Genomic DNA, 12,961 nt, shown 5'->3' on the forward strand with positions numbered 1-12,961 from the left:
GCGCTAGTATAGCAACCTCGGTAACGCCCAAGTCATGCCAAGGGCCAGCTGGTGCGCTGCGCCGGGCGTTTTTGCAACGCTGGCGTCAAGGTCCAGGCGCCCCTCGACCAGGGCGTAACGCAAGCCTGCTTGCCTGGTTGGTGGACGGCGATGGCTGCCGTAGCTTTCCAGGGAGACGCTCCAGCGCGGCGCGAATGCATATTCGCCGCCGATGCTCCAGGTGGCACGGCCTGGCGCGCCGCGGGGCCGCATCCAGCCTGCGTTCAAGTGCAGCAGCAGGGCATCGTCCGCAAAGGAAACTGTCAGCGGCACGTTGACATGTGCTGGCGCGTCATGCTATGCTGGGTTGCGATAGCCAAGCCCAGGCCCCAGCCATTCGTTTCCAGCCTGCGCAGGACGGTTTTGGCCTGCAAGGCTGCATTGCTCGCCTGGCCTTTGCCTGCAGCCAGTTCCCATCCGCCGACGCGGCAGGCAGGCATGGCCCACCATTCGCGAAGGTTGCCGGTGTGCTGGTGCCAGGCTTCGACCTGGCAGTCGCTCGGCTCGAGGATGGTTGCATCGTCAGTGGCCAGAGGGCGGCCGGCCCACGCTGTTGTCGACAGCAGCGCGCCGGCCACCATCAGCAGGCAGCGCTTATCAGGCCAGCTGCAGGCGTCGCGTGTGAAAATCAAACTCATAAATTTCTCCATAACGGCCCCATTCAATAGCGGTACGCATGATGCGGCGCGCTTCCTCGGGTTCGTTGGATTCCAATAGCGGCGACAGCACTTGTTCTTCCGGCAGAGCACCGTCGGCGGATGCGCGCAGCCTGCTGTAGATGTGTTGCGGCAGCGTGACGTGGGCCAGAAGCTGCCGTCCGAAGATAGCCTGGCGTCCTGCATGGTCGGCTGCCTCGTAGCGCCGGCCGAGCGTTGTCATGGTGATGTCGCCGCCTTCCACCGTGGCCAGCCCCAGCTGGGATAGCGCTTCGCAGGCCGGGAACAGGGCTTCGTCCGGCAGTTCGCTTTCGTCGGAAAGACGCGGCAAGTCGGCGCGGCCTTCGAAGGGCTCGGATGCCAGCAGCGACAGCACCGCTTCGATGCGCTCGATATCGGCATCGGGCAGGCGGTAGTCAGGACCGGCCTCGCGCGCCGGGCTGGCGGCCGGTGCGCGCATGGTCATCAGGCCATACACTTCGTCGATCAACTGGCGCACGGCCGGGCTGTCCGGATTACGCGGGCGTGGCAGGTCGATGCGGATCTCGGTACGGATGCGGCCCGGGTCGCTGGAGAGCATGATGATCCGGTCCGACATCATCACCGCTTCCTCGATATTGTGCGAAACGACCAGGATGCCACGCGTCGGGATGCGGCCATGGTCCCACAGCTCGAGGATGTCGTTGCGCAGGGTCTCGCCGGTCAGCACGTCGAGGGCGGAGAAGGCCTCGTCCATCAGCAGCACGTCCGGGTTGGTGACCAGGGCGCGGGCGATGCCCACGCGCTGGCGCATGCCGCCCGACAGCTCGCGTGGCAGTGCGCCTTCGAAGCCGGAAAGGCCCATCAAGTCCAGCATCGCTTCGCTGCGTGCTGCGCGTTCGGCAGCCGGAACGCCTTGAGCCTCCAGGCCAAGTTCCACGTTCTGCTGCACGGTCAGCCAGGGGAACAGGGCGAAGGACTGGAACACCATGGCAATGCCCGGCACCGGCTCCGCCAGCGGCGCGCCGCGATACTTGGCAGCGCCGGCGTCGGCTTGCACCAGGCCCGCGATAATGCGCAGCAGGGTCGATTTGCCGGAACCTGACTTGCCAAGCAGCGCCACGATCTCGCCCGACTCCAGCGCGAAGTCGACGCCATCGAGCACGGTGCGGCTGGCGCCATCGCCAGTGCGGAAGGATTTGCCGACGCCTTGCAGGTCGACCAGGATTTCTTTTTTCATGCTTGCTCCTGATACAAACGGCTCCAAACGAAGCGGTTGATTGCCATTACAAATACACACATGACGCCGATGCCGAGGGCGATCCGGGGGAAGTCGCCTGCATCGGTCATCTGCTTCACATAACTGCCAAGGCCATGCGCCACCAGGGTGGTTTTGCCCCAGGTGACGTATTCGGCCACGATGCTGGCGTTCCACGAGCCGCCGCTGGCCGTCACTGCGCCTGTTATGTAACTGGGGAATATGGCAGGCAGGTAGACCCGCCACCATTTCAGCCAGCCCTTCAAGCCCAGATTCGCCGCCGCCAGCCGCAGGTCGGTGGACAGGGTGGACGCACCGGCGACGACATTGAACAGGATGTACCACTGGGTACCGAACACCATTAGTGGACTGAGCCAGATGTCCGGATTGAGCCGCAGGTGCAGAACTGAATACACCACCACCGGGAACAGCAGGTTGACCGGGAACGCGGCGAGGAACTGCGCCACCGCCTGGATCTTCTGTGCATAGCGCGGGCGCAGCCCGATCCACACGGCCACCGGCACCCAGAACAGGGAAGCCAGCGCGATCAGCACTGCCACGCGCGCCAGCGTCGCCAGGCCGAGGCCAAACACGCCTGCTGCCTCGCGCCAACCAACCTCGGTATGGATGAAGGCCGCCACGCGGTAGCTGGCCCAAACCGCGAGCACCAGCAACAGCGTATCGGCGGCGCGCGCCGGCAGGCGCCAGCTGCGCGTGGCCTTGGCCGCAGCGGCCGCTTCGACCGGACGGGCCGGAAACCAGCCCAGGGTCAAGCGCATCAGCTTCCACGCGTTGTCGGTGAGGCGGCTGGCGATACGGCTGCGGCGCACCCAGTCCAGCAGCCAGGAACGGCGGCCCACTTCACCGTCCAGTTCTTCAAAGCGGAACTTGTCCGCCCACACCAGCAAAGGACGGAAGAAGAGCTGGTCATACATGACGATGCCGACGAACATGGCGCCGATAGCCCGTGCGATGGCACGGCCGTTTTCAGCTTCGATGGCCACCGCGATGTAGGCGCCGATGCCGGGCAGCTTGACGTCCTGCCCGGCGACGGAAATGGCCTCTGCCGCCACCAGGAAGAACCAGCCGCCGGACATGGACATCATCATGTTCCACAGCAGGCCCGGCATGGCGAACGGCAGCTCCAGGCGCCAGAAGCGCTGCCAGGCCGAGAGGCGGAACATGCGGCTTGCCTCGTGCAGTTCGGCCGGCACGGCACGCATCGACTGGTACAGGCTGAACGCCATGTTCCAGGCCTGCGAAGTGAAAATCGCAAAGATGGCCGCGCATTCGACGCCCATCTGGCTGCCCGGGAACAGCGCGATGAAGGGCGCGATGGCAATCGCCTGGAAGCCCAGCACCGGCACCGACTGCAGCACGTCCAGCAGCGGCACCAGGACCTTTTCAGCCAGCCGGTATTTGGCCGCCACCGCCGCGAAGACGAAGGCGAATACCAGCGACACTCCCAATGCGGCGAACATGCGCAAAATGGTGCGCAACAGGTAATAGGGCAGCGAGGCCGGGTCGAGGCTGACCGGCATAGACTGGCCAAGCACGAAGGGGCGCGCCATCTGCATGGCGCCATAGGCGACAGCAATCAACACTGCCAGTACCAGTGGCAGCAAGGCCCAGTCCCAGCGATTGGGACGTGTGGTGAATGAAGCGAACATCAGGCTCTCCGCAAAGGATGCGGGCCCGCTATCTTGCGCGCTTGAGTATCAGAGTTTGGGATGGGTGACCATCATCCGCGACGGCGGATGACGTGAGGCGGGAGCCCAGGACGCGATCGTGCCGTTATGCGGGGCCGGAATGAACCGGCTGACAACTATGACTCGAACAAGTGCCCATGAAAGGGGACTCCAAAAATTGATAACGGTGCGGAGTGTAGGCGCATAAGCTCCCCGGAGTCAACTTAGGGAGTCACGTAATTTAATGGCTCTCGGGCCGAATCAACATTGCCCTACCAATGCGGCGGCTTGCGAATTGGCTTTTTGTTTGTGGGTACTATGTCCGGTAAGCGGGCATGCTCAAGTTGACCGTCCTGGAGGTGAGGTAGGACCCAGTCCGCATGCCTGGACAGCGACCCGCTCGTCCGACGGTGCTTTTCTGTGTCAACGTAGACGGCGATCCTTAGAGGAGGCTTTGGAATTGTCGACACCACTGATATCTTTCCAAATGTGAAAAAGCCGCCCATGTGAGCGGCTTTTCCGTCTCAAGAGGAGCCAACCTAATGACACCTCAAAAGATGAGTGGTATGGATAGTGTGACGGATGCTGACAGCACTGTCAACTAGCACGGATCAGAGTGCTGAGCGAAGTTGAAGTTAGTTCAAATTAGTCAGCCGCACTGCAGCACATCTTCGGATATGCAGGCTTGGTGCCCCGGGCCGGAATCGAACCGGCACGCCCTTGCAGGCAACGGATTTTAAGTCCGGTGTGTCTACCAATTTCACCACCGGGGCACTTTGAAGCCCGCTATTATGACATGACTGTTCGTTAACATCCAGTAGTGGCTAATCTGGCAACGCTTGTAATCGCCGCGGAATGTTGTAGCATGCTGGTCGCAGAATCCCCTGGAAAGACCCCATGCAAATCAAGATTAACGACGTCCTGCGGGACTATATCGAGCCGTTGACCGAGGCTGAGCGTACTGCGCTGGAGCGCAGCCTGCTGGCCGAAGGCTGCCGCGATGCGCTGGTGCTGTGGAACGATGTGTTGGTCGATGGCCATAACCGCTATTCGATCTGCCAGCAGCACGGCATTCCTTTTAAAGTCACCCAGAACACGAGCTTCAAGGATATTGAAGACGTGATGCTGTGGATGATCGATAACCACCTGGGCCGCCGCAGCGTGTCGGACTTCCAGCGTGGCGTGCTGGCCCTGCGCCAGCAGGAAATCCTGGGCAAGCGCGAACAGGCTGTGAAAGAGCAGGCCAAGGCGGAAGATGCCGCCATTGCGCCGCCGGACCCGGAAGCCGAGGAACCGGCGGCTCCGCCGAAGGCCAAGGCCAAGCGCGAAGACATTGCCCGCGCGGCGCGCCTGAGCGCCAATACTCTGGGCCAGATCGAAAAGATCACCCGCAGCGCCACGCCGGAGCTGGTGGAAGCCGTGCGCTCCGGCACGATCTCGATCAATGCCGCCGCCACCGTGGCTTCGTTGCCGGAAGAAGACCAGAAGTCGGCTGTCGCCGGCGGCCGCAAGTTCCTGCAGCAGGCAGCGCGCGAGATCCGCGAACAGCGCGCCGCCAACCGCCCGCCGAAACCTCCGAAAGAAGATGCTGGCGAGGCGCATTACGAAGCAGCTGAGCGTCCGGCCCCGCTGACCGAGGTGGAGGTGCTGCGCCTCGAGATCTCGCAATTGAAGGAAAAGAATGCCGCGCTGCGCGCCGAAAACGCCGAACTGCGCGAACGCATTGCACAACTGGTGGAGCAATAAAGCATGCTGAAGCTGAATGCCGCGCTCGTCGCGTTCTGCGCCATTCCTGCGATTGCCGCCCCCGCCGCTTCACAGGCGGGTGGAGCCTTGAGTCCTGCGGAAGTACTGCGCCTGCAAGCGATTGCCAAGCGCGTCACCATCCTGCGCGACAAATGGGGCATTCCGCATATTTACGGCAAGAGCGACGCGGAAGCGGTATTCGGCATGATGTACGCGCAGTCGGAAGATGATTTCAAGCGTATCGAGCTGAATTTCATCAACGCCATGGGCCGGCTGGCGGAAGTGGAAGGCGAAAAGGCGCTGTATCAGGACTTGCGCATGAAGCTCTTCATCACGCCCGAGCAGTTGAAGGCCCAGTACAAGGCCAGCCCGGACTGGCTGAAGAAGCTGATGGTGGCATGGGCCGATGGCCTGAACTTCTACCTGCACACCCACCCGCAGGTGCAGGCGCGCTTGCTGAACCGCTTCGAGCCCTGGATGGCGCTCAGCTTCAGCGAAGGCAGTATCGGCGGCGACATCGAAACCGTCAATATCGAGCAGTTGAAGGCGTTCTACAGCAAGCGCCCTGCGCCGTCCGTGGCTGCCGTTGGCAGCGATCTGGATAACGAGCCGCGCGGCTCGAACGGCTTCGCGATCGCGCCGGCCATGAGCAAGTCTGGCCACGCGCTGTTGATGATCAATCCGCACACCTCGTTCTACTTCCGGCCGGAGATCCACGTGAACAGCCAGGAGGGCCTGAACGCCTATGGCGCGGTAACCTGGGGGCAGTTCTTTGTCTACCAGGGCTTTAACGACCGCATCGGCTGGATGCACACTTCCGGCGGCGGCGACGTGATCGACGAATACCTGGAGACCGTGGTGGAGAAGGACGGTAAATTCTTCTACCAGTATGGCAAGGAGCTGCGCCCCTTCCGCACCGTGCAAGTGCAACTGCCGTACAAGGCGGAGGATGGCAGCCGGGCTGAGAAGACGGTAACGGCCTATTTCACGCATCGCGGCCCTGTGGTGCGCGAACAGGATGGAAAGTGGGTCTCGGTGGCGATGATGAACGAACCGCTGAAGGCGCTGACACAGTCCTTCATTCGCACCAAGGCCCGCAACTATCCGGCTTTCTACAGGTCGATGGAGCTTCGCACCAACTCATCCAACAACACCGTGTATGCGGATGCGGACGGCAATATCGCCTATTTCCACGGCAATTTCATCCCCGTGCGCGACCCGCGTTTTGACTACAGCAAGCCGGTCAACGGCGCCGATCCGGCGACCGACTGGAAAGGCTTGCACCAGGTGCGCGAAACCATCCAACTGTTCAACCCGAAAAATGGCTGGATTCAGAACACCAACAACTGGCCGTTCTCGGCCGCCGGCCCCTATAGCCCGCGCCCCGAGGATTATCCGGCCTACATGTCGGTCAACCCCGAGAATGCGCGCGGCATTCACGCCGTTCGCGTCCTGCAAGGGAAGAAGGACTTCACCATCGACAGCCTGATCGCCGCCGCCTACGACAGCCAGTTGCCCGCCTTCGAACCGCTGCTGCCGCTGCTGGTGCGCGCCTATGACGAGGCACCGGCCAGCGACCTGTCCAAGGCCGCCGTGATCGAACAGGTCACGCTGCTGCGCGATTGGGATATGCGCTATTCGCTGACATCGGTGCCGACTTCGGTCGCCATCTACTGGCTGCAGGACCAGGTGAAGCAATACGGTGCCGCGGCGAAAGCCAAGGGCATGCCGGTCCTCGATTACCTGGCGACCCAGCTGACGTCGAAACAGCGGCTGGAAGCGCTGGTGCGTGCTTCGAACAAGCTGGCCGCCGACTTCGGCAGCTGGAAAACACCATGGGGCGAGATCAACCGCTTCCAGCGCCTGACCGGCGATATCGCGCAGCCGTTTGACGATAACAAGCCAAGCATTCCAGTACCTTACGCGTCCGGCAATTTCGGCGCGCTGGCTGCTTACGGCATGACGTCGCAGCAGCGCACCAGGCGTATTTATGGCGAGCGCGGCAATAGCTTCGTGGCGGCTGTTGAATTCGGGCCGAAGGTGAGGGCCAAGAGCATCCTGGCCGGCGGCGAAAGCGGCGATCCTGCGTCGCCGCACTTCAATGACCAGGCCGAGATGTATGCGCGCGGCGAATTCAAGGACGTGCTGTTCTACAAGGAAGACATCGAAAAGAACCTGGAACGCAAGTACCATCCGGGCGAATAGGGTTCACGTTTGAGCTAGCGCAAAGTCCTCCCCGCCTTGGCAGGCGCACAATGAAGTGACAACATGCTAATAGGGAGGCGGGCATGTCTTCCAATCGTGAGGAAAATGGCGGCGAAGCCTGCCAGCGGATCGAAGAATTCATCTTCGTGCGTGAGCTGAATGAAGTCTTCCTGCTGCTTGACCACATCTCCGGACGCTGGGACAAGAGCCTCTACAATTTCCATAACCACGACGACGGCGAGCCGCACATCGATGAACTGTGTGCGATCGGCCTGGCGCAGCCCGATAGCGAGCAACAGCGCGTGGCGCAGGCGGTCAAGGTATTGTGTGCGAAGGATAAGCTGAATGCCGCGGCACGCCCGGCGACGGGCCTGACCATTGCCTTTACTTTGCTGGTGGTGGGCGAGGACAACCGGCGCGACTGGCGCAACTGGTTGCGCGACAAGATGTTCGGGGGCGGCGGCAGCGGGAACGGCTCCGCACACAGCCCGCACTGGGACAAGCCGACACGCCTGACCCTGGCCCGCACTGCATTTCCAGGCCTGGTACGGGTGGCTTCTAGTTTCAACCTGCGCATGAAGCTGGTGGTCTACCTGCTGCTGATTGGACTGGTGCTGACCTGTGTGACGTCCTGGCATGTTGCCGGTGGCAGCGCCATCCTGCAGCACCTCGATGCGGTGCAGGCCGCGCAAGCCGCCCTGTCCAAAGAGATTGCGGAAGCTGAATTCAAGCACACGGCCAGCACTACCGCGCCTCCGATGCAGTTCTGCACTGAGGCCGATACGGCGGGCTCGCCGCACTTCCGCAGTACGGAGGAGTACCAGCTTTGCACGCGGCACCAGCAGCTGACGGCGCAGGCGGCCGCAATCAGCATGAACCTGCGCGATTGGCTTGTCCCTTGGCAGGCCTGCTACAGCGTGCTGGCTCGCCCGTTCGGCCGCATGCCGGAGAACGGCGCAGTGCAGGCGAGTGCGACACCGGCGGAAATGCAAGGCCGCGTTCAACGCGCCCTGGAGGAGCAGGCGCGCGTCGTCACGCTGGTGGTCGGAACGGCTGTGCTGCCGTTGTGCTACGGCGTGTTGGGCGCGGGCGCCGCAGTGGTGCGCGGCCTGTGGGCCAAGATGCGCGAAAGCCTGTTGTCGCCGCGCGATTTCACCCTGGCCTTGCTGCAGTTGGCGCTGGGCGCCACGATTGGCGCCTGCATTGCCTTGTTCGTCAATCCATCCGGCCAGACGCCGGGCAGTGAGATCGGGCTGTTGGGCAACTGGGCACTCAGCACGTCGGCGTTATCGTTCATTGCCGGCTTTGGGGTGGAGGGCGTGTTCGTGGCGCTGGAAAGCCTGGTCCGGCGCGTCTTCAACATCAGCGATCCTGCACGACGGCCAGCCGATTAACGCGCTTCCAGCACCTCGATGATGTGAAAGCCGTCCTCGGCAAGTAGTGGCGGGCTGATTTCATGGACAGGCAGGCAGAACGCTGCGCGTTCCACTGCGGCCAACGCTTCGCCGCGGCGAAAGAGGCCTGTCGGCAGGCTGCGTGGGTCCGCATTCGGTACGCCGAACTGTTGCTCGAGCATGTCAAATGCGCCGCTGGCTTCCCATTCGGCTCGCACGGTCTTGGCCTGCATGTAGGCTGCCTGCATCGCGCCGTATGTGGCGTTGGCCGGCCCCGGCCCCGGCGCACCTGGCGCGACAATCAATTGGCGCACCCGCACTTCGCGCCTTACCGATGAATGCAGGTCGCACTTCAGCTCCGCCTCCTTGAAGCGCGGAGCGTACGAAATCAGCGGCGCCTCCTGGCGTTTCCAGTTGGCACGTTGCGCCGGCTGCCGGTACCAGGCCATGAGTGTGAGCGCAATGCCGCCAAGCAGGAGTCCGACGGCCAGCCGGAATTCGACATTCCGCAGCCGCTGCGTGCGGCGGTCTTCGCCAAAATTGACCACCGCATGCTGGCTTTCTGTCTTGAGTCGGTGGGAGTCGTCCCGCACGGAGGCCAATGCCGCCTCCGCCGCGCTAGCGGCTGCCGTGGCGGAAGCTGAGGCATCTTCTGTGTCCCGGCGCAATACCGGCGCCTGGCAGTGGGGGCAATGGATGTCGCGTGTCAGGTCAATGGCGCCGCCGCAGGCGTGGCATTGATGCTGCTCGACTGCCGGGGCATTAACGCTACTGGCCGGACCGTCCGGCGCGACGGCCAGCGCCAGGCGGGCGGGGTCGATTACCCCGACGGCCGAGTGACAAGCCGGACACGCTTCGACCGGCCGCGCGGGAAGCGGACAGCCGCAGCCTGCGCAAAAAACTTCCTTCCCTGCGGCATGCAGGGAACGGATATCGGACCATGCGAGGGGGCGGGCAAAGCCTTTCTCGGCCAGGTAGAGAATGTAGGTCTGGTAATAGCCATGCCCGTGCGGGCACTGGAGTTTGGAAGTGCGCCCGAAGCGCGACATGTCGAACACACGCTTGAGCGGCGCGCTGCAGACCGGGCAGGACTGGATGCGCGCCAGCGACACCGCATGCGCGTGCTCGCCGCCGGCTTGCATTGCCCCATGGATCTCGCGCACGAATTCGGCGATGCCGGGGCCTGCCAGCCGCACCGATTCCGTGTCGTCGAACCACACCAGGCAGCAATGCGGGCAGGTGTCGATCTCCACCCGCCGCTGGTAATGGCCGGAGAGATCAAGCACCCGCATCGGGCGCTTGCAGTTGCTGCAGTGGCGTTCAGATGGCGTCAAGGGCATTGCGCAGGTCTTGGCGCAAATCCTCGATGTCTTCGATCCCGACGGAGAGACGGATCAGGCCATCGCCGATGCCCAGCGTGGCGCGCTGGGTCGCCGGAATCGATGCATGGGTCATCAGGGCAGGGTGCTCGATCAGCGATTCCACGCCGCCCAGGCTTTCCGCCAGCGCGAACACTTCGCAGCGTTCCAGGAAGCGGCGCGCGCCAGCCAGGTCGGTATCGAGGTCGATCGAGATGATGCCGCCGAAGCCGTCCATCTGCGCCTTGGCCAGGGTGTGCTGGGGATGCGACTCGAGGCCTGGATAGAACACTTTCCTGACCTTGGGCTCGCGTTCCAGCCAGCGCGCCAGCTCCAGTGCGCTCTTGCAGTGGCGCTCCATGCGGATCGCCAGCGTTTTCACGCCGCGCAGGGCCAGGAAGGCGTCGAACGGACCGGCAATGGCGCCGACGGAATTCTGCAGGAAGGCCAGTTGCTCGCGCCAGGCCGACTGGCGTTCTTCGCCGCCAACCACCGCGATACCGCCGATGATGTCCGAGTGCCCGTTCAGGTACTTGGTGGCGGAGTGCACGACGACGTCGAAGCCCAGCTCCAGCGGGCGCTGCACGATCGGGCTGGCGAAGGTGTTGTCGGCCACGGCCAGGATGCCGCGTTCGCGGCAGATACGCGCGATGGCGGCCAGGTCGGCCAGTTTCAGCATCGGGTTGGTCGGCGTTTCCACCCACACCATTTTCGTTTCCGGGCGCAGGGCGGCCAGCAGGTTTTCCGGGTTGGTCAAGTCGGCATAGGTGAACTCATGGCCCGCGCTGCGCCGCCGCACACGTTCGAACAGGCGGAAGGTGCCGCCGTACATGTCGTCGCCGGCCACGATGTGCGAACCCGCATCGAGCAGTTCCAGCACGGTGGAGATCGCGGCCAGGCCGGAGGCAAAGGCGAAGGCCTGCGCGCCGCCTTCCAGGTCGGCCACGCAGCGCTCCAGCGCCCAGCGCGTCGGGTTGTGCGAGCGGCCGTAGTCCAGGCCCTTGTGAACACCGGGGCTTTGCTGGACGAAAGTGGACGTGGCATAGATCGGCGGCATGATGGCGCCGGTCGATGGATCAGGGTGCTGGCCAGCGTGGATGACGCGCGTGGCCAGGTGGGCTTTGGTCTTTTTTTCGCTCAAGATAAGGTCCTGCGCAGGTGGTTGAGTAAGTCGTAGCGGGTGATCAGGCCATAGAACTTGCCGCCTTCGGCGATCACGGCGGTCAAGCCACGGTCGAGGGTATCACGAAGGGCGGGCATGCCGGCAGAAGGCGCCAGGGTTTCGACACGGCTAGTCATGGTGGCGCCAACGTCGCCCTTGAACCGGGCCGCATCTTTTTCGACCTTCAGCAGGAGGTCTGACTCGTCGATAAGGCCGACCAGCTTGCCGTTGTCGATCACCGGCAACTGCGCCAGGTCGGCCGCACGCATGCGGTTGAAGGCGATCAGCAAGGTGTCGCCCGGCGCCACGCTGACCACGTCGCCGTTTTCGAACAGGCGTCCGATCAGGTCGCGCAGGTCGCCCAGCTTCTGGCGCTGCAGCAGACCCTGGTCGAACATCCAGCTGTCGTTGTAGACCTTGGACAGGTAGCGGGTGCCGGTGTCGCAGACGAAGGTCACCACACGCTGCGGCTTGCTTTGTTCGCGGCAGTATTTCAGGGCCGCCGCCAGCAGGGTGCCGGTCGAGGAGCCGGCCAGGATGCCTTCGGCGCGCAACAGGGCGCGTGCGCTGTCGAAGCTTTCCTGGTCAGTGATGGTGTAGGCCTGCGAGATCGCCTCCATATCGGCGATAGCGGGGATGAAGTCCTCGCCGATGCCTTCCACCGCCCAGGAGCCGCTGGTATCGGCGACTTTGCCGGTATCCACGTATTCCTTCAGGATCGAACCCTTGGGATCGGCCAGGATGAACCTGACGTGCGGGGCGACCTTGCGGAAGTAGCGCGCCAGGCCGGTCAGCGTGCCGGAGGAGCCGACGCCGACCACGATGGCGTCGATCTCGCGCGCCATCTGCTCCCAGATTTCAGGGCCGGTGGTGGTTTCGTGGGCCAGCGGATTGGCCGGGTTGTTGAACTGGTCGGCGAAGAAGGCGCCGGGGATCTCGCTGGCCAGCCGGGCTGCGTAATCCTGGTAATACTCGGGGTGTCCCTTGCCGACGTCGGAACGGGTGATGCGCACGTCGGCGCCGAGCGCCTTCAGGTGCAGGATCTTTTCGGTGGCCATTTTGTCCGGCACCACCAGCAGCACCTTATAGCCTTTGATGGCGCCGACCAGGGCCAGTCCCAGGCCGGTGTTGCCTGCCGTGGCTTCGACGATGGTGCCGCCCGGCTTGAGCAAGCCTTCGCGCTCGGCGGCTTCGATGATGGACAGGCCGATGCGGTCCTTGATGGAGCCGCCGGGATTTTGCGATTCAAGCTTGAGGAACAGCCGGCACGGGCCGGTGTCGAGGCGGGTGACTTCGGCAAGCGGTGTATTGCCGATCAGGCTGAACAAAGCTGCAGGACGGGTATTCTGCATTTTCTCTCCTTGCGAAAAACGCGCATTGTGTGGCGATTCGATTGAACCAAGAAGGAATTTCTTTGCGCTAGCTTATACCTTTTTTGGCGGGTTGAGCCTCGCGTATAATCGCGCAGCGACTTTT

The 12,961-nt window shown here is 63.2% G+C and carries 10 protein-coding genes and 1 tRNA gene; 3 read left to right on the plus strand and 8 right to left on the minus strand.

What is annotated here, in order from left to right; genetic code table 11:
* Positions 1–3 precede the first annotated feature (3 nt).
* The 5 genes from ACN9MW_RS15135 to ACN9MW_RS15155 form a co-directional block, all read right to left on the minus strand.
* Complete coding sequence (locus ACN9MW_RS15135; RefSeq protein WP_426171915.1) at positions 4–312, minus strand: hypothetical protein; 309 nt, start codon at positions 310–312, stop codon at positions 4–6.
* A complete protein-coding gene (locus ACN9MW_RS15140) occupies positions 303–677 on the minus strand; it encodes a hypothetical protein (RefSeq protein WP_426171917.1) in 375 nt (124 codons plus the stop codon). Before ACN9MW_RS15140 ends, ACN9MW_RS15135 begins: the two co-directional genes overlap by 10 nt.
* Positions 637–1,914 (minus strand): nitrate/sulfonate/bicarbonate ABC transporter ATP-binding protein, encoded by a 1,278-nt coding sequence (locus ACN9MW_RS15145; RefSeq protein ID WP_426171919.1) that lies wholly within the window; start codon positions 1,912–1,914, stop codon positions 637–639. Before ACN9MW_RS15145 ends, ACN9MW_RS15140 begins: the two co-directional genes overlap by 41 nt.
* On the minus strand, positions 1,911–3,602 hold the full coding sequence (locus ACN9MW_RS15150) for an ABC transporter permease (protein ID WP_426171920.1): 1,692 nt from the start codon (positions 3,600–3,602) through the stop codon (positions 1,911–1,913). Before ACN9MW_RS15150 ends, ACN9MW_RS15145 begins: the two co-directional genes overlap by 4 nt.
* A 704-nt stretch (positions 3,603–4,306) precedes the next feature.
* Positions 4,307–4,393 (minus strand) — tRNA-Leu (locus tag ACN9MW_RS15155).
* Positions 4,394–4,517: 124 nt separating this feature from the next.
* Here ACN9MW_RS15155 and ACN9MW_RS15160 point away from each other — a divergent pair.
* From ACN9MW_RS15160 to ACN9MW_RS15170, 3 genes are all read left to right on the plus strand, one after another.
* Complete coding sequence (locus ACN9MW_RS15160) at positions 4,518–5,366, plus strand: hypothetical protein (protein ID WP_426171922.1); 849 nt, start codon at positions 4,518–4,520, stop codon at positions 5,364–5,366.
* A 3-nt stretch (positions 5,367–5,369) separates the two neighbouring features.
* Complete coding sequence (locus tag ACN9MW_RS15165; protein ID WP_426171924.1) at positions 5,370–7,571, plus strand: acylase; 2,202 nt, start codon at positions 5,370–5,372, stop codon at positions 7,569–7,571.
* Positions 7,572–7,654: 83 nt separating this feature from the next.
* On the plus strand, positions 7,655–8,965 hold the full coding sequence (locus tag ACN9MW_RS15170) for a hypothetical protein (RefSeq protein WP_426171925.1): 1,311 nt from the start codon (positions 7,655–7,657) through the stop codon (positions 8,963–8,965).
* Here the strand turns inward: ACN9MW_RS15170 and ACN9MW_RS15175 are convergent.
* From ACN9MW_RS15175 to ACN9MW_RS15185, 3 genes are read right to left on the minus strand one after another with little or no spacing between them, the layout of a single operon-like run.
* Positions 8,962–10,299 (minus strand): zf-TFIIB domain-containing protein, encoded by a 1,338-nt coding sequence (locus ACN9MW_RS15175; RefSeq protein WP_426171926.1) that lies wholly within the window; start codon positions 10,297–10,299, stop codon positions 8,962–8,964. The two genes, ACN9MW_RS15170 and ACN9MW_RS15175, sit on opposite strands and share 4 nt — an antisense overlap.
* Complete coding sequence (locus ACN9MW_RS15180) at positions 10,286–11,464, minus strand: trans-sulfuration enzyme family protein (RefSeq protein WP_426171928.1); 1,179 nt, start codon at positions 11,462–11,464, stop codon at positions 10,286–10,288. Before ACN9MW_RS15180 ends, ACN9MW_RS15175 begins: the two co-directional genes overlap by 14 nt.
* Positions 11,461–12,837, minus strand: a complete 1,377-nt coding sequence (locus ACN9MW_RS15185) for a pyridoxal-phosphate dependent enzyme (RefSeq protein ID WP_426171929.1) — start codon at positions 12,835–12,837, stop codon at positions 11,461–11,463. The genes ACN9MW_RS15180 and ACN9MW_RS15185 overlap by 4 nt, the downstream gene beginning before the upstream one ends.
* Positions 12,838–12,961: the final 124 nt, after the last annotated feature.

It is taken from the genome of Pseudoduganella sp. R-34 (assembly GCF_049904655.1).
Classification (GTDB): Bacteria; Pseudomonadota; Gammaproteobacteria; order Burkholderiales; family Burkholderiaceae_D; genus Rugamonas.